Source organism: Microcoleus sp. Pol10D4 (assembly GCF_036701555.1).
In the GTDB taxonomy this organism is placed as follows: domain Bacteria; phylum Cyanobacteriota; class Cyanobacteriia; order Cyanobacteriales; family Microcoleaceae; genus Microcoleus.
This window is the reverse complement of sequence record NZ_JAUBRA010000038.1, coordinates 45,697-68,423: the sequence shown is the minus strand read 5'-3', so window position 1 is coordinate 68,423 and position 22,727 is coordinate 45,697. Positions and strand designations below refer to the sequence as shown.

Below are 22,727 nucleotides of genomic sequence, written 5' to 3'. Positions count from 1 at the left end.
AGGAAGAAGGAAGAGGGAAGAAGGAAGAAGGAAGAGGGAAGAAGGAAGAAGGAAGAGGGAAGAAGGAAGAAGGAAGAGGGAAGAAGGAAGAAAAAGAAACTATTCCCAATGCCCAATGCCCAATGCCCAATGCCCAATTACCAATTGCTCAAATTTGCGATAACTTAGCCGAAATTTACTTGCATTTGGGAAATGCTTTAACAGAGTACGGCGGACACGAATCTGCCACCGCTTATTATCAAAAAGCTTTGCAAATTCAGCCACAAAATGCAGAGATTTACTGGCGGGTGGGAAATTCCTTAGCCCAGCAAAAGCGGTTCAGTGCAGCAATTGCAGTTTACCGCATGGCTTTGACGATTCAACCTGCTTTACCGCAGGTTTATTTTGAGTTGGCAAAACTGCTGGAAAAACAGGGGCGCTGGGAACGGGCGCTTGATTATTATCAAAAAGTTTTAGAGTTGCAATTGCACGGGTATGGAGACCAGAAAGAGTGGGAAAAACAGAGTTTTATATTGCCAGATAGCACTTCTATAAAACCTCCTCACGCTATTTATTTATCGAGTTGGGATTGGCTGGTCAATGCTAAGTTGGATGCTGACAATTATGTGGAAATATTTTGGGAATCCGCACCAGAAGCAAGTGCAGAAAATATTCCGAATTCCCAATTTGTGAGATCCAATTCCAAATTGGCAGATTCCGATTGTGCCGGTTTAACTTGCGGGCTGTGTTTGCAGCGACTTTCTAAGTGGTTCGATCCGGTGCATTTGGGTTGGGGAGTTTGCCGTTTGTCCAACTCGCAACCAATACCTGTGCAGTCGCCCAAGACTTTTGTGGCTGCAATTCCTAACGGGCGAGTTTGGATTGTGCCGCAGGAAAATTATTGGCTGATTTGCAAGGCGATCGCTGTCATTACTCCTGACAATTATTTGTTGGCTGATGTGTCGAGAGATTATCCGGGGTTTTTGCCGGGATGCGAAAAGCATGATGTGAGGAAACACAGCGTTTTTCAGTTAGAATCGTTTCCAGGTTTAAAGCAAATTGACGGCAGCGTGGCGGTGCTTTCGGGTTTGTCGGGAAATGTCTATTTTCACTGGATGGTTGATGTTTTGCCGAGGATAGAATTGCTGCGGCTCAGCGGTAGGGATTGGGCGGAGATTGATTGGTTTTTGGTGAATAGTTGTCAGCACCAATTTCAGCGGGAAAGTCTAAGAATTCTGGGCATTCCCGAAGAGAAAGTCTTGGAGAGCGATCGCTTGCCTCATATTCAAGCAACAGAGTTAATTGTACCGTCTTTTGCGGGATATTTGGGCTGGCCTTCTGGGTGGGCGATGGATTTTTTGAGGCGCGAGTTTCTCAAGGGAATTGTACCTAGTTCGAGCTATCCAAAACGCATTTATATCAGCCGCAGCAAAGCAAGATACCGACGAGTCTTGAACGAGGAATATGTGGTTGAGGTTTTGGAGAAATTTGGCTTTGTTTCTATTTTACCTGAGTCTTTGTCTTTGGCAGAGCAAATTGCTCATTTTTACCACGCTGAGGTAATAGTTGCAGCCCACGGCAGCGGCTTGACAAATACGATTTTTTGTCGCCAGGGAACTAAAGTAATTGAGTTGGTGTCGCCTCACTATATCAGCCATTATTACTGGGGAATCAGTCAATATTTGCAGTTGGAACATTACTTTTTAACGGGCGAGGCTTTTGAATGCTATCCTATTAGACAGTTGATGTATCAGAATTCGCTGACTGAGGATATTTTAGTGAACTTGAGTTCGCTGAAAAGGATGGTTGAAGTGGTGGGTTTGGGTTAGTTGGTGTCTGGAGAAAGTTTAATTATGCCCTCGATTGAGAAGATGGAAAAGGCAGCGGTTGATTTGAGTCGGCAAGCAGAAGTTTATTTAGCCGAAGGAAAGTTGAATGAGGCAGTTGCTGCTTGCGAGTCAGCGTTGAAAATTGAACCGAATTTGGCGGCAGCTTGTCAGACGCTGGGAAAGGTGATGCAGGTTCGAGGTGAAATCGAGCAAGCTAAGCATTGGTATGAAAGGGCGATCGATCGCAATCCAAATTTGCCGGAAGTTTATGCTAATCTCGGCATTTTGTATTCTCAAGAAAAACTGTGGGAAAAGGCGATCGCAAATTGTGAAAAAGCGATTTCGCTAGCGCCTAATTTTGCTGCAGCTTATCGGCAGTTGGCGAGAATTTGGACGCAGTTAGAGAAGCCAGAAGAGGCGGCAGAGTGCTGGTATCAAGCTTTTAATATCGAGCCGAATTGGGCAACTGCTGACGAGCACGTCACTCTAGGAAATAGTTTAGTTGAATTGGGGAAGTTCGATCGCGCTCTTGAATGTTATTCGCGGGCAATTGGGTTAAACCCGCAACTGGCAACAGCTTATCACAATTTGGGGGAAATGCTGGTCGGGGAGAAACGGTGGGATGAGGCGATCGCCAATTACCGACAAGCCATTGCCATCAATCCAAATTCGTTTGAATCTTACCACAGTTTGGGTAAAACTTGGGCGGAGCGAGGAGAATTAAATCGGGCGATCGCCTGTTACCGCAAAAGCCTCGAACTCAATCCCAACTACGCTCGTGCTTACCTTGGTTTGGGCAATGTTTTGGTGCAGAAGCGCGAGTTGGATGAAGCTATTAAATGTTACCGTCAGGCTCTTGAAATTAATGATAACTCCTACTGGGCCTACAATTATTTAGGGGAAGCTTTGGCTCAAAAACAACTGTGGTCCGAAGCTATTAGTTGCTACCGCAAAGCTATTGCAATAAATCCCAATATTCCTTGGTTTTATTGTAATTTGGGAATTGCTTTAACCTGCGAACAATCCTGGGATGAAGCTGTTAGCGCTTACTTGCACGCGGTTCAGATTGAGCCGAATTTAACGGGCATCAATCAGAGGTTGGGATATGTTTTACGGAAGCGCAGCGAATCGGGTTTAGACAGCACAATCGAAACTTACTGTCAAGGTGTAGAGGTACTTGCAAGCGGGAAATTTTACCACAACTTGCTGGGAATTGAGTTAGATGGAGCAGAGTTTTATATAAATTTAGGCAATAGTTTAGCGAAACAGAAGCAGTTGGAAGGTGCGATCGTATTTTATAGCATGGCACTGCAAATTGAACCCAATGCTGCGGAAGTTGTCGCCCAACTGAATGATGTTCGGGCGAAACAACAGGAGTTATACGCACAAATTGCCACTTACCGCCACCAAATTGAAATCGATCCGAGCAATTCTAAGCCTTACAACGATTTAGGAAATATTTTACCGCAATTAGGGGAATTAGAAGAAGCAATTATTTGCCACCAAAAAGCGGCCGAATTGAGGGGTTGGGCTGAGTGTGCGGCGAAAGATTATCAATTTACCCAAGATTGGTTTACCCACAATATTCCTATTTGGAAACGGCATTTGCAGGAATTTACCGGAATTGCTGATTTTCAAGTTGTGGAAATCGGCAGTTTTCAGGGAATGTCGGCTTGCTGGCTGCTGGATAATATTTTAACTCATCCGACTGCCAAAATTACTTGTATTGATTTGTTTTTTCAACAACATTTTAAGGGCAATATTGTTAAAACGGGAGCAGCAGATCGGGTAATTGAATTAGAAGGTTACTCTCAAGATTTGTTAGTGGATTTGACTTCGGAATATTACGATGTTGCTTACGTTGACGGCTGTCACAAACCCACCAGTGCTCTGCAAGATGCAATTTTATCTTGGAGGTTGGTGAAAGTTGGGGGATTGATGATTTTTGACGATTACGAGTTTACTTTTCCCGACAGCCCGGAGCAAGATACTAAAATAGGGATAGATGTTTTTTTGGAGATGTTTGCAAGTCAGTTAGAAGTAGTACATAAAGGCTATCAACTGATTGTTAAAAAAATCGGCAATCAAAGTTTGGGCGAAGAGCAAACTCTGTTGTCTCTGGGTTGGGAAAAGTTGGGGGATATTGCAGCAAATGCGGGTTATTTGGATGAGGCGATCGCCCGCTATCAAACAGCTATTAAAATTAAGTCGGGGAACTACTTAACTTACCACAAGTTGGGTAAAACTCTACAAGAGAAAGAACTGTTTGAGGAAGCTCGGGCAGCTTACCAACGGGCGATCGCACTAAACCCTAATTTTAGTTGGGCTTACCACTTTTTGGGGGAAACTTTGCAGGCGATTGAGGAACAGGGCGACGCCGCTGCTGCTTACCGCAAAGCTATTGAGTTAAATCCCGATTTTTGTTGGACTTACAACAATTTAGGCGATGCGCTGATGGAGCTTTCTGAGTGGGAGGAAGCTGCTGTTGCTTACCGCAAATTAGTTGAACTGAATCCCGGTTTTTGTTGGTCTTACGATAGATTAGGTAAGGCTTTGGTTGCACTGGAACATTGGGAAGAAGCGGCGGTGGCTTACCGCAAAGCTATTGAATTAAATTCTGATGATTGTTGGCTGTACAATGCTTTGGGAGAAGTTCTGGAATTACAAGAAAATTGGCCCGAAGCAGCAGCGGCTTTTGGTCGTGCTATTGAGCTAGAACCTGAGCATAGTTGGCTGTACAAAAAGTTGGGTGATGCACTGCGGAATCAAGGAGAATTGGAAAGGGCGATCGCCATTTATGAAAAAGGTATCAATCTCGATCCAAAATCCTGCTGGTGTTACGAAGGATTGGGTTTGAGTTTAATTGCAAAACAGCAGTGGGAACCTGCCATCACTAATTTAGTTCAAGCCCTGCAAATTAAACCCGATTTGTTTGAAGCATACGATAATATAGGTTATGCTCTGGAACAACAAGGAGAAGTCGATGAGAGCGATCGGGCAAAATGCAGTAATCAAAATTTACCCTTAAGTATTCTCGAAAAATACTGTGGGTTTACAGAAGATTTGACCGTTGTAGCAGAATCCAATCCGCACCTCACCTGCATTGACATCCATCCTGCGAGTCAAATCAATTTATCTGATTCCAAAACAATCGACAGCAGCCGCAGATTTTGGGAACATCAAAGTCATTCCAGAAAAGCTTTTGTTGCCGTATTGCCAAACGGACGAGCTTGGGCAGATGTTGTGACTACCGCTGTGATTACTTCAGACAATAAACTTGTTGCTGATATTTCAATGGGCTGTTCTGAATTGGTAATCACTTCCGACAAATTGACTCCCGCTGAACACGTCGATGGAAATGTGGCTTTTTTATCTGCTCGCTGGGGTGGAGCCGCTTATTTTCATTGGATGTTTGATGTGATTACGCGATTTGACCTTTTGCAGCGTAGCGGATTGATAGAAACTATAGATAAGTTTGTTGTCAATGCCTCGGATTCTTCCTATCAAGCAGAAACTTTAAAGATTTTAGGAATTCCTCAAGAGAAACTTTTAGAAAGTCGCTGCAATTTACATATTACAGCAGATAAATTAATAGTTCCTTCAATATCTTATGACGGATCTGGGGCGGTTTCAAAATGGAAGTGTGAATATCTGAAACAGACATTTTCAAATGAACAACAGCCTCGCAATACAGACTATTCAGAGCGAATTTATATCAGCCGCCAAAAAGCATCTTATCGGCAAATAGTCAACGATGAAGAGGTAATTAAATATTTAGAAAAATTTGGGTTCCGCAGTGTGAAGCTGGAAACGATGTCCATAGCGGAACAAGCAGCGTGTTTGGCTGCTGCTAAAGTAGTTGTCGCACCCCACGGAGGGGGGTTGACAAATCTAGTTTTTTGCAGTCCGGGAACTAAGGTAATTGAGATTTTTTCTCCCCTTTACGTTCCGCATTGTTATTGGATGATTAGTAATTTGTGCGGTTTGGAACATTACTATTTAATTGGTGATTTGGTTGATGATGGAACTCCGACCAAACCTTTACATAAAGATATGCAGTTGGATTTGAGTTCGCTGGAGAAATTACTGGCTATGGCAGGAGTTTTGCATGGATAATGACTACCACAGTTTGGGGAATTCCCTGCAAGAAAGCGGCCGCTTTGATGAGGCTGTTGCTGCTTACAAAAAAGCTATTGAATTAAATCCCAATTTTTCTTGGTCTTATCACAGTTTGGGCGATGTTTTCCTGAAACTTGAAAAATGGGAGGAAGCTGTCGCTGCTTACAAAAAAGCTGTTGAGTTAAATCCCGATTTTTCCTGGTCTTATCACAATTTGGGCGATGCTTTGCTGAAACTTGGGCAATGGGAAGAAGCTGCTGCTGCTTACCGTTGCGAGATTGCACTCAACTCGGATTTTGCTTGGTCTTTTTGCAATTTAGGCGACGCTTTAACTAAACTAAAACAGTGGGATGAAGCTATCGCTACGTATTTAAAAGCTGTTGAAATTGACAGAGATTTGCCGGGAATTTACGAGAAGTTGGGATATGCTCTCGGACAAACAGAGTCGGATTTAAATTTAGTGTTAGAACAATCTCAATTGCAAATTACACCGGAAAATTGGGAGTTTTATTTGCAGTTAGGAGAGAATTTAGCCAAGTACGATCGCCCAAAAAGCGCAATTATTATTTACAAATTGCTATTGACAAGGATGCCGAGTTGTGCTGAAATATCAGCGAAATTAGAGGAGTTGTTGCAGCAGCAAGAAAAGTGCGACCGCGCATTAGCCTCATCTCGCGCAACTGTCGTCCAAAAACCCGATGATTGCTGGTCTTATTATAATTTAGGTGCTGTTCTGAGCCACCAAAAATATTGTGAGGAAGCGGCGGCGGCATTTTTTCAAGCAATAGAAATAAATCCCGATCTTCCTTGGTGGTTTTATTACAATTTGTGGGAAGTTTTTGTTAGGCAAAACAAGCTAGATGAAGTGGAGAACTTGTGCCGCGAAGTTGTTGCAGCTAAACCGGAGGCTTTTTGGCCTTATCTGAATTTGGGGGAAGCTTTGACGAGGCAAGGTAAAATTGCCGAGGCGATTGATTTTTATCGAACTGTCAGTTTCAAACAAAGTTTTGCATCTATTCTAAATAATAGAACAGGCAAGATGCTTGTTCTACAAAATTTGAACTTAAAACCAGTCAAAGTTCCTAACTTTATAATTATTGGTTCTCAGCGGTGCGGTACAACTTCTCTCTATACTTATTTAGCTCAACACCCGCAAATTTTGACTCCGATTAAAAAGGAGATGGATTTTTTATCGTGGCACTTTGACAGAGGGATTGATTGGTATTTGGCTCATTTTCCGCCAATGCCGGAGGGTGAGGAATTTTTGACTGGCGAAGCAAGTCCGAGCTATTTTGACTATCGGGAAGCACCGGAACGTCTCTACAGCCTGTTTCCAGAGGCTAAACTGATTGTACTTTTGCGAAATCCGGTTGATCGGGCGATTTCTCAATTCTACCGCTTGACGGGCTTAAATTGGGAAGCGCGATCGCTCGATCAAGCAATTAGCGATGAAATTGAAAGGTTGAGTCAAAATCCAGAATACATCATCGGCGAGGAACCTGGGAATTATTTAGCTCGCGGTAGGTACATAGAATTTATCAAAAACTGGCGGACTTTCTTTCCCCAAGAACAGTTGCTAATTTTGAAAAGCGAAGATTTTTATGCAGGTGCAGCGACAACTGTCAAGCAAGTTTTAGAATTCTTAGATTTGCCGGAATATCAATTATCTGAATACCAAAATGCTAATCCCGGTTCTTACCAGCCGATCAATGAATCGGTTCGCGACAGGTTGAGCGATTATTTCCGACCTTACAATCAGGAATTAGAGGAATATTTGGGGAGGCAGTTTGATTGGGAATAAAGTTGAGCTAAGATTAGAACAACTTCTAAGGAGGTAATACCAATGCTGACGTTCGAGCTAGATACGCTACTTAAGGAACAAGCACTCCAACGCCAAGATCCTGAAGATCGCTACATTACCGATAGCGCCAACTGGGAACAATACGAGACACTGCTGAATCGGATTGGAGATGCGGCAGGATATCGAGTTACTTATTTAGATGGAGTTTTGGAAATTATGTCACCTTCTCGCCGCCATGAAAGTCGCAAAACTGGCATTGGAAATCTGCTAGAAATTTACTTTGTAGAAGCTGAAATAGAATATTTTCCTTTTGGGTCTACAACTCTGCGACAAGAGGAAAAAAGTGGCGGTACGGAACCGGATGAAGCTTACTGTATTGGCACAGATAAAGAATTTCCCGATTTGGTAATTGAAGTGATTGTTACCAGTGGCAGCATCAATAAACTAGAACTGTATAGAAGGTTGAATGTGCGAGAGGTTTGGTTCTGGCGAAATGACCGATTTTCTATCTACCATTTGCGAGAAGAAATTCCGGTTGAATTCGTGTCCAACTGCGGTTATGAATTAATCACACAAAGCGAATTGCTACCGGGAATTGATATCGATATGTTGAGAGAATGTGTAAAAAATCCTCACCCGTTAGCAGCAGCAAAGGAATGGAGGCGAAATTGCCGACCTACTTAAACAGCAAGTTTTAAATCTGCTAGCTGTCGCAAAGACAATGAACTGAGCTCGCGCGCGCCACGAGATTGATTCGGACTATGATTCAAACTATCGTCGCAAAGACAATGGACTGATCTCGCGCGCGCCCAAGTCCGAGAAAAAACCCGCCTAGCCTTGACAAGTCATACTCGTTATGAGTACGCTATAATCAGGAAAGGAATTTAACCCAAGTACCTAAGAATTTAAAATCATGCTGACGAACCAAGAAGGTCAAAGAGTACCCAAAGTCACCTTTCGCACTCGCAAAGACAACGAGTGGGTGGATGTCACCACCGATGATATATTTGCAGGTAAAACCGTAGTAGTCTTCTCGCTGCCAGGAGCTTTTACGCCCACTTGTTCGTCAACGCACCTCCCCGGTTACAACGAATGTGCCAAAGTTTTCAAAGAAAATGGCGTAGATGAAATAGTTTGTATTTCCGTCAACGACACTTTTGTGATGAACGAGTGGGCAAAAGACCAAGAATCAGACAATGTGACGTTAATTCCCGACGGTAACGGTGAATTTACTGAAGGCATGGGAATGCTGGTAGACAAAACAGATTTAGGCTTTGGCAAGCGGTCTTGGCGTTATTCGATGCTGGTAAAAGATGGCGTGGTTGAAAAAATGTTTATTGAGCCTGATGAACCGGGCGACCCTTTCAAAGTGTCCGATGCCGAGACGATGCTCAACTACATCAACTCCGCAGCAGCCAAGCCGAAGGTCGTTTCGTTGTTTACAAAAATGGGCTGTCCCTTCTGCGCTAAGGCTAAGGCACTGCTGAGTAAACATGGCTTTGATTATGAAGAAATCGTCTTGGGCCGGGAGATCACAACTCGATCGCTCCGGGCTATGACTGGGGCTACAACTGTGCCGCAAGTATTTATCGACGGCAAGTTGATCGGTGGTTCCGAAGCCCTAGAGTCTTATTTGGGTGTTGCTTAGTTAAACCAAAATACTTAGCTTGCAGGTGCCCAGTGCATACCTTCGTTGTAGGGTGCGTACTGTGCGCCTTTGCCGTATTTGGCGGTATTTAGCGTGATCGAGCTTTCGCCTCAAAAGTTCGATCGGTCTATTGATCCATTCTCGTGCCACAATTACTGGGGAAGTAATATTAAAAACGCAAGAAATGGGAGTGAACGATCGTGGATTTGAGTTTAGTCGCGTCAAATATCTTAAATCCACCCATATTGGCTTTTTTCATGGGAATGCTGGCAATTTTTCTCAAATCTGATTTAGAAATTCCAGCGCCCATCCCCAAACTGTTTTCGCTGTACCTGCTGTTTGCGATCGGATTTAAAGGCGGTGTCGAACTGTCCAAAAGCGGCATTGACCAGCAAGTTGCCCTGACAATTTTGGCAGCGATGCTGATGTCAATGCTAGTACCAATTTATACTTTTTTCATACTGAGGGTCAAACTCGACTCCTACAATGCCGCAGCGATCGCAGCCACCTACGGTTCCATCAGCGCCGTCACATTTATCACCGCAACCTCATTCCTCACAGCACAGGGGATCGACTTTGACGGTTACATGGTAGCCGCGCTAGCATTAATGGAATCCCCAGCCATTATAGTCGGTCTCATTCTAGTCAGTGTATTTGGCGGGGAAGAAGGAAAACGCGAAATAGTTTGGCCAGAAGTGTTGCAAGAAGCATTCCTAAACAGTTCAGTTTTTCTACTGATTGGCAGCCTAATTATGGGCATAATGACAGGAGAACACGGTTGGGAAGTTATGAGTCCGTTTACTCAAGACTTGTTTTACGGAGTTCTGACTTTTTTCTTGCTAGACATGGGGCTGGTTGCAGCTAGCAGAATTAAAGATTTGCAAGAAGCAGGAGTTTTTCTGATCGGCTTTGCAATCCTAATTCCCATACTCAACGCAGTAATTGCTTTGCTAATAGCCAAATTAATCGGAATGCCGCAAGGAGACACTTTGCTGTTTGCCGTATTGTGCGCGAGTGCTTCTTATATAGCAGTACCAGCAGCCATGCGCCTAACTGTTCCCGAAGCGAACCCAAGTCTTTACATTTCAACTGCCTTAGCAGTGACATTTCCATTTAATATCATTGTAGGCATTCCCCTGTATCTATACGGAATCAATATGTTTTGGAGGTGAGATGATGGAGTCAGTCAAAAGAGTAGAAATCATAGCCCACTCAGTGGAGCTCGGCAAGATTTTAGACGGTTTAGACAAAGCTGGCGTACCCGGTTATTCGGTGATTCGTGATGTCGCGGGAAAAAGCACCAGGGATCACGTTTCGCGCCAGTCATCAATGACGGCGCTGGATAACATTTATGTGCTTGCTTTTTGTTCACCAGCTCAAGTTTCAGCAGTTGCAGAAAACATTAGACCAGTTCTAAATAAGTTTGGTGGGTCGTGTTTTATTTCAGATGCGGTGGAATTGCTAATTACTAGGTGCGTCGGGTAGTCATTAGTTATTGGTGATTAGACCAATTCGGAAAATTTGAGCTACATATAGATTCTACGCCATATGTTTAGGGACACGGCATTGCCGTGTCCTTGAGCGGATATGCGACTTTCATCCTAGGCTTTGGTTCCGACAATCGCCACTGGTGAGAATGCCAATCCGTTTCGCATTTTGTATAAGTTTTTTATTATTACTTTAACCTGATTTTGAAAAAGCGATTTTGAAAATAATTTCTGTCTATTATAGCACTTTTACAATTTGACTTAAATCAGCCATTAGCCATTAGTCAGCGGTTATTTCAGGATGAATTGCCCTTCCCAGCCGGGGGAGAATTCAGAATTCTTAAGAGATAGAAAAGAATCAGTTGCAAAAATCAGTGAGCGTGGTAAATTCTAAGCCACAACAGGCGATCCTCTGCGAGGGCTTCGCTAACGCCCGATCGACTAACTATATTTTCAATAGGAGTTTAAACATGGCTGCATTAAAAGTCGGCATCAACGGATTTGGTCGCATCGGACGGCTAGTCATGCGTGCCGGCATCAAAAACCCCAACATCGAATTTGTCGGCATTAACGACTTAGTTTCGCCAGAAAACCTGGCTTATCTTTTCAAATACGACTCCACCCACGGCATTTACGACGGCGAAGTTGAAAGTAAACCAGACGGGATTGTCGTTGACGGAAAATTTATCCCCTGTACAGCGATTAGAAATCCTGCCGAATTGCCCTGGGGTAAATCCGGCGCCGATTATGTTGTAGAATCTACCGGATTGTTTACAGATTTTGAAGGCGCATCAAAACACTTGACGGCGGGAGCAAAACGAGTAATACTTTCAGCACCGACAAAAGACCCGGAAAAAGTTCCAACTTTTCTAGTAGGCGTCAACCACCACAAATTTGACCCGGCAAAAGATACGGTTGTTTCTAATGCTAGCTGTACGACGAATTGTTTAGCACCAATCGCCAAAGTGATCAACGATAACTTTGGATTGGAAGAAGGTTTAATGACTACAGTTCACGCAATGACAGCTACTCAACCAACTGTAGACGGCCCTAGCCAAAAAGATTGGCGGGGAGGACGCGGTGCGGCTCAAAATATTATTCCATCTTCGACCGGTGCAGCGAAAGCTGTTACTTTAGTGTTGCCAGAATTGAAAGGAAAATTGACGGGAATGGCTTTGCGCGTGCCAACTCCCGACGTGTCTGTAGTTGACCTTACTTTCAAAACGGCGAAGGAAACTAGCTATAAAGAAATTTGCGAGGCAATGAAAAAAGCTTCAGAGGGCGAACTCAAAAACATTCTTGGATATACTGAGGATGCAGTTGTTTCGACAGATTTTAAGGGCGACGCGCGATCGAGCATTTTCGATGCAGGTGCGGGAATTGAACTGAATTCTAAGTTTTTCAAAGTCGTTTCCTGGTACGACAACGAGTGGGGTTATTCTAGCCGCGTAATTGACTTAATGCTGTCGATGGCCCAGAAAGACGGAATTTTGAATAATTAATTTTTTTGGGGGTGGCATTTTGGGCGGGTTCGCGTATCCACCCCACAAACAAATTCCTATGATGTTTTGTGGAACGGGCTGTCCGGCCCGTTCCTGATCATGTTATCTAATGTGAGTTAAACTTTTTTTATTTCCGATTCGATCGCGCTTATGTCTGAATTACCACCGCTGAATAACGAAACTATTTGGGCTATTCTCAACGAAGAAATCGACGATGCTGCTGTCAACCAATTAGTTTGGCAATATCTGGGCTACCGCTGGGATGCCGAGACTGGCAAGTGGAACAGTGCAGGTGTTGCAGCCGAGTGGCGGCAAGAGTACCCGGAACCGCCGGATTTTATCGATTCTAGGCCCGCGACGGTGAAATTGACTCGATCGACCCCTCCAGAAAAGAAGCAGTTGCTGAAGGAAAAATTGGGCTTTAAAGGCTATAAAATTGGGGAATTCGGGCCCAGACAGACTCGCAGGGCGACGATGGCTAATTGGTTGATGGGTTTTATGGAAGCTGGGGCGTAAGAGGAATATTGGATGGCTGTGCGGTTGTGGCCACCGTTAAAGTACAGAGATATGAGATTTTTTGGCAGGAAAATTCCTAAACCCCTAAAAAGGATTGGAACCTTGATTAAACTCTTCCTCTCTTTCTCTGCGTCCTCTGCGGTTAATTAACAAAAATTAAGCCTGTTGAAAGTCAAAAAACACTAAAACCCGCCAATTCCAACCTCCTCACCCCCAACCCTGACATCGGACTGTTCCGTAAAGTATCCTAGAGTCGGCACAAAGTCACTGTGAGGAAACCTTTATGAAAACAACCACCATATCTCGCTTAACCAGCATTTCCCTCGCTACCCTAATGCTAGCCGGCGTTTCAGTCAACGCGATCGCCACACCAACCACCACCCAACCCCCAACCCAACTCGCCCAAGCCACTGCCAAAAAGCGCCTCGTCGTCATGGACTTCGACTACGGCCCCACCAACAGCTATTACACTTCCTACAGGGGAGTCGGCGCCGCCAAAGGCATCAGCGAACTGCTAATCAACGAACTCGTCAACAACGGCACTTATACAGTAGTCGATCGCAGCAAACTCGAACAAGTGCTCAAACAGCAAAATCGCAGCGGCGCGATGGATGCCGGTACCGCTGCCGAAATTGGCAAAGAGTTAGGAGTTGACGCCGTGCTCATCGGCACCATTACCAAGTTTAATATCGACAAACAATCCGGCGGCGGCAGTTTCATGGGAATCGGCGCCGGTTCACAAAAAACCAAAGCTACCGTTCAAATAGATGTGCGGTTAATCGGTACAGCTTCAGGAGATATTCTTGCCACTGCCAAAGCAGTAGGAGAAGCCGATCAAAGCGATTCTAATATTTCAGTCAGAGGTATCAGCAGCAATTCTGGCAGCAGCAATGAAGACTCACTTTTGAGCGCTGCAGTTGACAAAGCCGTATCCCAAATGGTGACTAAACTGGCAGAAGTATCTAACAAATTAGGTTAGCAATTTTTTAGCTACAGCAGTCCTTGCAGGAGTCGTACAAAGATGTAGGGGTAGTGCCTTTCTTTGCCTACCCCGATCACAGGCAAAGCGGGGCAACCACGGGGGGTTTGCCCCTACAATAATTACACACACAAATGATGCGAGGATTGTTATACTTGGCCTGCCATTGTAACAGTTAATATTAGTTTTGTTTAGGAATCTGCATTTTCCTTTATACTAAACTCTATCCATTTCGCTCAACATACTTAAGCATTAGTAGTTTAATTAGCATTGGGAGTTGATCCAGCATCAACGCATTTTCCCTTTTGAGTGGGGTTTAAGGCTAGGTTAGAGACTACTTTAGAAACAGCAGCTTGTTCTTGAATCCATCCGATTTCCCCCGCTTGCAGCTTGGCGCTTTCTACTTCAACTGTTGGCTTAACTGCCGGGGAAGGCGAGGGAGTTGCCACAGCGGGAGATGGATTCAATGTCGGTTTGGAAACTGTAGAAAAATCTTTATTTGACTCTGGTTTGGGAGAGTTCGATCGCACTATTTCAGGAGTCGAACAAACTTTCAATTCCAGCCAATTGCCTTGAGGCGTAAGCTGTTTGTTTGTCACCTGCAAAACGGTGCCGGCTGGGACTGTTCCTTTGACAGTCAATTCACCGATTGCGACTCGCAAATCCAAGTGATCGCCCTCTTTTCCCAATTCCCCAGCCCCAGAACTTTTAATCTCTATAAAAGAGCCTGTTTCTAAAGATTTGACCGGAAAAGCTACAGATTCAACAGTTTTTTCTGGCTTGCTTCCAGCTTTAATTAAACCGCCTTTGCCAAAAATCGACTCCCCGGCAGTATCGATCGCGCGACCCACCGGAGGGATGAAAAAATAAGCAAATACACCCCCCAACCCTAATAAAAATAAAATTTTCAGCAGCAGCGAAAATGGGCTTTTGCTTTTTTCCGGCGGTAAAAACAGCGTTTTTCCTTGAGAATTCCCCTCGCCCAGGCTTGTGCTTTCGGTCAAATCCGTTGGCATATCCTCGCTATCGGAAATTAGTTCGATCGGCGTATCTAAAGGTGCGACAGACAGTTCTGTCAAAGTATTGCCGTCTTCCCTCAAATGTGCTTGACAGTGAATTAAAGCAACAGTGACGTTATCGTGACCGTTTCTAGTATTAGCAATCTCAATCAGTCGATCGCGCGCCTTAGCCAAATTAATGGTACCGTCGAGAATTGGCAAAATCTCCGCTTCCCAACATTCCTCAACCCGGTCTTTATCACTCAAACCGTCGGAACACAGCAGCAAAACGCAGTCTTCATCCACCGGAAAACGCTGCACAGTCGGATGCAAAGTGTTGGAGGAAGTAATCCCCAAAGCTTGAATCAGAGCTCCGGCGGCGACTTGTTCCAAAGCATCCCGGTAGAGAGAGTAGCCCAAACGCACCTCGCGGCAAGCCACATTATCATCGAGAGTAAGTTGATAGCAGCCGGTGCGGGTAATCCAGTAAGCCCGACTGTCTCCGACGTGGGCGACATAGAACTCGTGAATGTGGGCTAAAGCCATAACTAGCGTAGTTCCCATCCGCTGGCGGCCTTGGCGGTGTTCGCTGTCGTTGCGACTGGCTATTTTGTCATTAGCAAGACAAGCCGCCCGTTCCAGCTTGGAAGTCAGGCTCAACGGGTCCCAATTAGCCTGATGTAGGGGCATTTGCTGCAACTTGTCGCGCAGCACACCAATTGCTTCTTCCGAAGCGACTTCGCCGCCGTCTTGTCCACCGATACCGTCGCAGACGATCGCGCAAGCTTCCGCACCCGGGTTTCCTGCGAACAGCGTACCGCTGGGCGGATAGCAAGCATCTTCGTTGTGAGCCCGGGATCTGCCTACATCCGTGCCCGTGGCAATTTCAACGTGACGATCGTAAAATCGACCGCACTTTGCCAAAGCTTTATCCAACTGGCCCATCAGTTGTTCGCCGTGGCGCACTTGGCCGGCAACCATTTGCTGGCAAAGTTGCCTCAAAAAATTGGCAATAGTTGGGTGAGCATCTTCAAGCCACTGCTGCCACAATTTGCCCAACTGCGACAAATGAGGCGGTTTGCGATCGGGCTGCAATTCCAGAAACCGCACCAATTGCCCTTCCACCCGTAACAGTTCGGGAGTCAGCAGCGTCGAAGCCACGCCCTGAGCGATACACGGCTGCCACAACTGAGCAATTTGCCACAGCCAATTGAGCTGGCGCATCGCTGCGGCTCCTTTCCAGGAATCCGCCAATTCCGGCATTAAAGATTCCGTCACCTTCAAAATAGGCACGTTTTCCAGTAGCCAGATATCTCCCGAAAGCTTGCTCATCTTCGACGATACCAGGCCGTATACTTGAGGTACGTGCAACTGATAGGCAAACAGTCTCAGATAAGGAGTGACAACACTCGGAATCTCTTCGGGCAGTTCCGGCAAGTGTTCGGGTTGAGTATCGACAAGAAGTCGATCGCGCTTGACCAAGTAGCGACCAGCGATCAGATCGCCTGGCTTACACCCTTTGATCCCTTCACCTAAAGCCCATAAGTAGTGTTTTGCCACAGAGTTTTGCATAAGGGTTCCTGACGCCTTGGGGCAAGCGTGCTGATCTGAACTATTTTAGCGATTGAACCTCGACAGGTTGATACGTGGCGATTATTTGACACCCCCGCTTTCTCAACAGACGGAGATTCTTAAGACTTCGCAGTCCTAATATCCTGATTTTTCAGGTTTCCGGGCTCACCACGTTTCCACTGTTGTGTGCGTAGTGATATCTGACTTTCCCCCAGTCTAGGGGTAGGTTTTAATGTCTTGTACTGACACAAATAGTCTACCATTTTGTTGACTGCCGGATGAATCTTGCTATGAGCTTTTAGGGTTAGACGATCGCGCGACACCCCCGTCATGGGCTTGAAATCACGCTGTTTTCAGCATATTCCTGATAGCGGCAATTTCCGAAGAAATCGCAGCACTCAAGGGAATTCAGATTTTAGACTAACTCTAATGGTATGATGCAGCTAGGTAGAAATCACCTGAGCCGACAGGTATAAATAAATATCAATTGTCGGTTTTCTCGCCAAGGGTGTTCCTTGCCTTGTTCCCGATTTTCGCAAGTAAAGTTAAATTTAACCCTACCCAAAGACGGATACAAGCCCCCAGATTCATCTGTGGAGTCAATCTAAAATCTAAAATCTAAAATCTAAAATCTACTGACGGATGCAAGCCCCCGACAGGAGTCGGGGAGAGAAAAAAAATTAGATATTTAGTTCAAGCCCGCAGATTCATCTGTGGAATCAATCTAAAATCTAAAATCTAAAATCGACTGACCGGCCTCTGCAAGCTGTTGAGTATTTAACCATGCCCCCACATGAACCCAGCGCCTTTCCGAAGAATTTGACCGATCCGAAGCTGCCACCTGCTGTTGAAATAGACGAAATACTCACTAGCATTCAACATTCTCACAGTTTTTATTACAAAGTGATGAATCTTGAGGTTTGGGCGCTGGTGGAAACCTTGGATGGGCTGTTTCCCGGCGCTTGGGGTCAGTTTATGACCAACCGCCAATTAGCAGTTAAACAGTTTTTGGAACGCGATCGCGTTCCAAGTTCTCCGGTTGATGCTGGGGAGGCGGGGGAGAAGTCCGATCGAAGTCGCAAAAAGGAAGAAGCCGGGAGTCAGGAGTCAGGAGTCACAAACAAGCAGGAAGAAGAATAAAAGCAGATTTTCCCAATTCTTCCCATTTCCACCTTTCCTCTGTATCCAAGTCTAAATCCCCGTCATATCAAATCCGTTAGCATCGGAATAGTAAATTCGAGTTGACTGTTGACGATTGACGGTTGAGGCCGTGAACAGTCAACAGTGAACATCATTCCGGTGTAACCGGAAATGATATCAATCCCCAAAGCGAGAGACAAAACAGAACCCTCTTTTCCCCCCTACTCCCCTGATTAAGAGAAGTAGGAGGGATCGAAACTCAGCTACAAGCGACATTTATTATGGGTATCAATCTTAAGTTGACATAAATGCCGATCGCCCGATCGCCCTTACAGGTTAATTTTGGCATCAACTTGAGGCAAGCCCATGCTGTAGTTGACAGCGCGACTGTTGAGGTTGTAGCTGATTTGGCCTTTTTGTAGGAACGATCGTACCAAGTGTTCCAACTCCGAACCGATACGGCGGAGGTTGTACTCGGTCAAGTCTTCGCCCTCGTAAGCGTCTACGAGTTGGTCGAATTTGGCCTGTACCTGTTTGACAGACTCGTCATTCCAGTTAAGTTCGTTATCTGGGTCAATGTCGAGGGTCAAAAGGTCGTTGCTGGGTACGAGTTCGTTATCTTCGAGGATGGCGGTGTATATGCGAATATGGCGCGTTGTTGACTTAAGCTGCATGAGTTCTTATGTGTAAAGATTTTTTGCTGAATTAATTGTAATGGGTCACAGACCTTTGCAGGAGAGTAGGTCGCCTGTTGTGCGATCGATCGGGATATCTCACTCCCCTTTCGACTTCAAGGCAAAGACTGGGAATCGGTAGTTTTGAGACCTACTTAATTCAAGACTAAAAACGAAGGCTTTCACAAGGTATAATAATGCAGAATTGGCATAGGAGGACAAGGTGGAAGGCAAAAGATTTATTCACTCCCTGCAACTGCAAAACTTCCTTTCCTATGGAAGTGAGGGGGAAAAAATTGAACTGCAACCTCTGAATGTATTGATCGGTACTAACGCATCCGGCAAATCTAACTTAATTGAAGCGATGGGAGTGTTGAAGGCAACACCTACCGACTTAGTTGCTCCGATTCGTCAAGGAGGTGGTATCAGCGATTTTCTGTGGAAAGGTGAAAAAGGTACTCCCACAGCAAAAATTGAGGCTATTTTAGATTACCCAGAACGAACGATTCCACTGCGCTATCAGATTAGTTTTACCGCAGTCGGTCAGAGGCTTGAAGTAGTGGACGAAGCTATAGAAGATATGGCACCGCGCTATAGTTCTGAAAGCCAGCCATTTTTCTATTACCGTTATAGCGGCGAGCGGGGTCGCCCTGTTATCAATGTTATACAGGACAACGAGCAGCAACCAAGAACGCTGCGGACTCTGCGGCGAGAAGATATCATTCCCGCTCAATCTATCTTATCTCAAAGAAAAGATCCTGAACTATATCCAGAACTATCATATCTGGGAAATAAATTTGCCGACATTGGTTTATATCGTAACTGGCAGACAGGGAGAGATTCAATATCTAGAAAAGCTCAGCAAACTGACTTACCAGAACATCCGCTTTTAGAAGATGGTGGCAACTTAGGACTGGTTTTAAATAACTTACAGTATCAATTAGGAAGCAGGCAAATTATTGAAAAATTAAAGCTGTTCTACGATGCAGCCGAAGAACTGAGTATCAAGATTTATGGCGGTACTGTCCAGATATTCATCCGCGAAACAGGATTAACTCAGCCAATTCCCGCAACTCGTTTATCAGACGGTACGCTGCGTTATTTATTCTTAATAGCTTTACTCCTAGATCCAACTCCCCCGCCACTTATTTGTATTGAAGAACCGGAGATTGGCTTGCATCCCGACATTCTGCCTGCTATTGCTGAAATGTTGATCGAAGCCTCACAGCGCACACAATTAATTGTGACAACCCATTCCGATGCTTTAGTATCGGTGCTGAGTCCTGAGTCAGTGTTAATATGCGATCGGGATGATAGAGGAAGTCACCTGAACCGTCTCGATCCCGAACGACTGAAAAAATGGCTTGAGAATTACAGTTTGGGAGACCTTTGGCGGATGGGAGAAATCGGGGGCAACCGATGGTAAAAGAGATTCGCATTTACATCGAAGGCGGCGGCGAGGGCAAGAATACAAAGCAATTACTTCGAGGAGGATTTAGCATTTTTTTCAAAGAAATTGTGCAGGTTGCCCGCAGCAAGCAAATCAAGTGGAATATCACTGTTTGCGGTTCCCGGAATAATGCTTTTAGGGATTTCAAGAATGCTTTGACCGATCACCCAAATGCTTTTATCATCCTTTTAGTTGACTCAGAAGCCCCTGTAAAGCTAAAGCAGCAGCCTTGGGAGCATTTGAAGTCGAGGGATAACTGGGATTCGCCTGGGGTTGATGAGACTCATTGCTATCTCATGGTGCAAGCGATGGAAGCTTGGTTGATAGCTGATATTGATACTTTAAAAAGATTTTACGGACAGGGATTTAAACAAAATGAGATTCCTAAAAATATCAATGTAGAGACGATTGAAAAGGATTTGTTAGAACGAAGTCTGAAAGCAGCTAGCCGCGACACAAAATCGAAAGGCGAATATCAAAAGATACAGCACGCTTCCAAGCTGTTAGAAATGTTGGATGTTGACAAGGTTCGCAAGGCTTCTTCAGAGTGCGATCGTATTTTTACAACTCTCATCAAACTCATGGAGGATTGAAGCGATGAAAGTAGCCAAGGGCGCGAAGCAAGACAGGGAGAAAGGGAGGGCGGGCGATCGTCAATTTCTCGGAATCCCGAAATATTTTAGTTGTTCGGTCGTCCAATTTTTGTAATATTCAGTTTTCTCTAAAGCATCGGAAGCTGGCTTCAGCTTAGAATTTACTTGCACGGTGAAGCCCGGATACGGCATCCTCCTAGTATGAAGCCCGTCAATATTAAAATCTTCTTCGGGATGAGCGTGAAAAGCCAGCAACCCCAACTCTGAAATCTGATTATTCAGTTTGTCTATCAATTCTTTAGTTTCTGGCGCAGTAATTGCTGTTTTTTGAGGATTAATTACTACCATTATTTCAAATTCCGAATTGTAAAATTCATAAATCGATTTCATTATGGCAGAATCGCGATCGAACTCAGTCTGCGCTGAAAAATGCTCGATTTTGAATAAAATTTGATTTGCCAAGCGTGCTTTTTTAGTGAAGGGACAAATCGGTAAATCGTTGAAAACTGGATGCGGTAACTCGACAAACTCCGTCATCCATCTGAGGGTAGATGCTATTATTTCTGTGTCGGATTCATTCATCGAAAATCTATATACTTAATATTTCACACTCATCATACTCTATTTTTTGGGTTGCCCATGCCCGCCATTGGTGTCAATTTAACGCTATTTGCCTCAGTCCGGCAGGGGTTTAAACCCCTGCCTCATAGCAAAAGTCCTCTGAAGAGGACTGAAGAACTTATTAGTCCTCTTCAGAGGACTTAAGCTATTAGCCAGGGAATTCATTCCCTGGCGGACTTTCGGTTAAATTGACACCAATACATTGCCCACCTTGCTGTTTAATATGGGCGATCGAATTTATTCGTGAATTGTCCCGTCTGGCATAATTGCACCTGCGAGCTTTGCACGATCCCTATTTGCTCCAACCAAGTTGGCATCTTTCAGGTTAGCTTTTTCTAGGTTTGCTCCATAAAAATTTGCTCCGCACAGGTTTGCTGAAGTTAAGTTTGCTCTACTCAAGTTGGCAATGCTAAAGTTAACTCCAGAGAGGTTTAAGCCACTCAAGTTTTGACCGCTCAGATTAACTTTAACAAGACTCGATCCGATCAAACTTACGCCTTGAAAATTTACATCTGTCAGGTTGGCTCCATCAAGGTTTGCTCCAACTAAACTTACTCCATTCAACTTAGCCCCACTTAGAGTCGCATAAGATAGGTTAACTTTAGTTACTTTGGCTTGACTTAAATCGGCTCCTGTCAACTTTGCGCTATTTAGACTTGCCTGAGTTAGGTTGGCACTAATTAAATTGGCTGTAGTCAGGTTAGCGCTATTCAATTGTGTCTCCATCAATTTTGCTTGACTTAAATTCGCTTGAATGAGTCTTGAATAATTCAAATTTGCCTTAGTTAAGTTGGCGCCACTCAAGTTAGCTTGAATCAAATCGGCTTGTTGCAGGTTGGTCGAGTTCAAGTTTGCCCCTTGCAGATTAGCTCCAATCAAGTTGGCATTACTCAGATTGGCATTACTCAGATTGGCATTACTCAGGTTGGCTTGACTTAAACTAATGGGATGTTCCAGAGTTTTTCCGCTCAAGTCTACTCCTGCTAGGTTAATCCCTGTAAAATCCCGTTCTCCCTCCTTATACCGCCGCCAAAATTCCTCAGCAGTGATAGCAGGTTCCTGAATCTCAGAAACAGAATCATCGACATCCCCATCTACTTCCACATTATCCGCATTCACAGGATTAGCAACAGACTCTCCCGCTGCCTCTTCCCGCAATAGCTTGTCCACCCGATCGCTAAACCGCCTCACAACCTCAGCATCATCAACCTTCTCACCAGCATTCGAGCTTTTCTCAACCGCATTCTCAACATAATACTTATCTACAAAACTTTGCAACCCAGCATTATATCCCTGTCCTACCGCCTGAAACCTCCATTCGCCATTCTTCTTATACAAGCGTCCAAATTCTAAAGCCGTTTCTTGGGAAAAAATCTGATTTAAATTGTACCGAACCAACTCGCCAAGATTCTCTGAATTGTAAAGCCTGATAAAAGCATTTGTAACTTGACTAAAACTTTGATTCTTTTCCTGTCCCTCGTGAATAGTCACAACAAACACAATTTCCTGAATAGCCGAATTGATTTTACTCAAATCCACATAAACCGTCTCATCATCTCCGTCTATTTGTCCATTCCTGTTGTCTCCTGAATGCCGCACCGCACCGTCCGGCGATGTCAAATTATTGTAAAATACAAAATACTTTTCATCAGGAATCCGACCGTCCGCCGCTAACATAAAAACAGATGCGTCAATGTCGCAGTTTTGTGCTGTCTGGCTGACTTGCCAACCCAGGGCGATCGCAATTTTACTGAAATTAGGAGTTTCTTTAGAAAGATTGAACCTTTCACCCTTAGTTAATTCGATACTCATATGCGAT

General features: G+C 44.6%; 17 protein-coding genes. 13 read left to right on the top strand and 4 right to left on the bottom strand.

All coding sequences use genetic code 11. The features are described from left to right. From QUA36_RS18930 to QUA36_RS18885, 10 genes are all read left to right on the top strand, one after another. The coding region (locus QUA36_RS18930; protein ID WP_333458719.1) for a glycosyltransferase 61 family protein at nucleotides 1–1,808 on the top strand (1,808 nt) is incomplete at its 5' end. Nucleotides 1,809–1,832: 24 nt separating this feature from the next. Next, nucleotides 1,833–5,924 (top strand): tetratricopeptide repeat protein, encoded by a 4,092-nt coding sequence (locus QUA36_RS18925; RefSeq protein ID WP_333458718.1) that lies wholly within the window; start codon nucleotides 1,833–1,835, stop codon nucleotides 5,922–5,924. After that, nucleotides 5,917–7,728 (top strand): tetratricopeptide repeat protein, encoded by a 1,812-nt coding sequence (locus QUA36_RS18920; RefSeq protein WP_333458717.1) that lies wholly within the window; start codon nucleotides 5,917–5,919, stop codon nucleotides 7,726–7,728. The genes QUA36_RS18925 and QUA36_RS18920 overlap by 8 nt, the downstream gene beginning before the upstream one ends. A gap of 42 nt (nucleotides 7,729–7,770) precedes the next feature. After that, nucleotides 7,771–8,412: a Uma2 family endonuclease gene (locus QUA36_RS18915; RefSeq protein ID WP_333452139.1), complete on the top strand. Its 642-nt coding sequence runs from the start codon at nucleotides 7,771–7,773 to the stop codon at nucleotides 8,410–8,412. A gap of 229 nt (nucleotides 8,413–8,641) precedes the next feature. Next, the gene (locus tag QUA36_RS18910; protein ID WP_333157968.1) at nucleotides 8,642–9,376 is read left to right on the top strand and encodes a glutathione peroxidase; all 735 of its coding nucleotides are present in this window, start codon (nucleotides 8,642–8,644) and stop codon (nucleotides 9,374–9,376) included. Between the two features lie 200 nt (nucleotides 9,377–9,576). After that, nucleotides 9,577–10,548, top strand: a complete 972-nt coding sequence (locus QUA36_RS18905; protein ID WP_333458716.1) for a sodium-dependent bicarbonate transport family permease — start codon at nucleotides 9,577–9,579, stop codon at nucleotides 10,546–10,548. A 1-nt stretch (nucleotide 10,549) separates the two neighbouring features. Continuing rightward, the gene (locus tag QUA36_RS18900; protein WP_333157966.1) at nucleotides 10,550–10,861 is read left to right on the top strand and encodes a P-II family nitrogen regulator; all 312 of its coding nucleotides are present in this window, start codon (nucleotides 10,550–10,552) and stop codon (nucleotides 10,859–10,861) included. Between the two features lie 472 nt (nucleotides 10,862–11,333). Further along, nucleotides 11,334–12,365 carry a type I glyceraldehyde-3-phosphate dehydrogenase gene (gap, locus tag QUA36_RS18895; RefSeq protein WP_333157965.1) on the top strand — a complete coding sequence of 344 codons (1,032 nt, stop codon included), beginning with the start codon at nucleotides 11,334–11,336 and terminating at the stop codon, nucleotides 12,363–12,365. A 150-nt stretch (nucleotides 12,366–12,515) separates the two neighbouring features. Continuing rightward, the gene (locus tag QUA36_RS18890) at nucleotides 12,516–12,881 is read left to right on the top strand and encodes a DUF1823 family protein (RefSeq protein WP_333458715.1); all 366 of its coding nucleotides are present in this window, start codon (nucleotides 12,516–12,518) and stop codon (nucleotides 12,879–12,881) included. A gap of 283 nt (nucleotides 12,882–13,164) precedes the next feature. Then, nucleotides 13,165–13,860, top strand: a complete 696-nt coding sequence (locus tag QUA36_RS18885; protein ID WP_333458714.1) for an LPS assembly lipoprotein LptE — start codon at nucleotides 13,165–13,167, stop codon at nucleotides 13,858–13,860. A 260-nt stretch (nucleotides 13,861–14,120) separates the two neighbouring features. Here QUA36_RS18885 and QUA36_RS18880 read toward each other — a convergent pair whose 3' ends face one another. After that, nucleotides 14,121–16,430: a protein phosphatase 2C domain-containing protein gene (locus tag QUA36_RS18880; protein WP_333458713.1), complete on the bottom strand. Its 2,310-nt coding sequence runs from the start codon at nucleotides 16,428–16,430 to the stop codon at nucleotides 14,121–14,123. 783 nt (nucleotides 16,431–17,213) lie between these two features. On the opposite strand from QUA36_RS18880, the gene QUA36_RS18875 reads away from it, so the two are divergent. After that, nucleotides 17,214–17,570 (top strand): hypothetical protein, encoded by a 357-nt coding sequence (locus QUA36_RS18875; protein ID WP_333458712.1) that lies wholly within the window; start codon nucleotides 17,214–17,216, stop codon nucleotides 17,568–17,570. 329 nt (nucleotides 17,571–17,899) lie between these two features. Here QUA36_RS18875 and QUA36_RS18870 read toward each other — a convergent pair whose 3' ends face one another. After that, complete coding sequence (locus QUA36_RS18870; RefSeq protein ID WP_333163047.1) at nucleotides 17,900–18,244, bottom strand: NAD(P)H-quinone oxidoreductase subunit M; 345 nt, start codon at nucleotides 18,242–18,244, stop codon at nucleotides 17,900–17,902. Between the two features lie 223 nt (nucleotides 18,245–18,467). Between QUA36_RS18870 and QUA36_RS18865 the strand changes: the two genes are divergently transcribed. Both QUA36_RS18865 and QUA36_RS18860 read left to right on the top strand, forming a co-directional pair. Then, a complete protein-coding gene (locus QUA36_RS18865; RefSeq protein WP_333458711.1) occupies nucleotides 18,468–19,670 on the top strand; it encodes an AAA family ATPase in 1,203 nt (400 codons plus the stop codon). Then, a complete protein-coding gene (locus tag QUA36_RS18860; RefSeq protein ID WP_333458710.1) occupies nucleotides 19,664–20,287 on the top strand; it encodes a DUF4276 family protein in 624 nt (207 codons plus the stop codon). The genes QUA36_RS18865 and QUA36_RS18860 overlap by 7 nt, the downstream gene beginning before the upstream one ends. A gap of 60 nt (nucleotides 20,288–20,347) precedes the next feature. On the opposite strand, the gene QUA36_RS18855 is transcribed toward QUA36_RS18860, so the two are convergent. Continuing rightward, a complete protein-coding gene (locus tag QUA36_RS18855) occupies nucleotides 20,348–20,869 on the bottom strand; it encodes a hypothetical protein (RefSeq protein ID WP_333458709.1) in 522 nt (173 codons plus the stop codon). Between the two features lie 276 nt (nucleotides 20,870–21,145). After that, nucleotides 21,146–22,720 (bottom strand): TerD family protein, encoded by a 1,575-nt coding sequence (locus tag QUA36_RS18850; protein WP_333458708.1) that lies wholly within the window; start codon nucleotides 22,718–22,720, stop codon nucleotides 21,146–21,148. Nucleotides 22,721–22,727 lie beyond the last annotated feature (7 nt).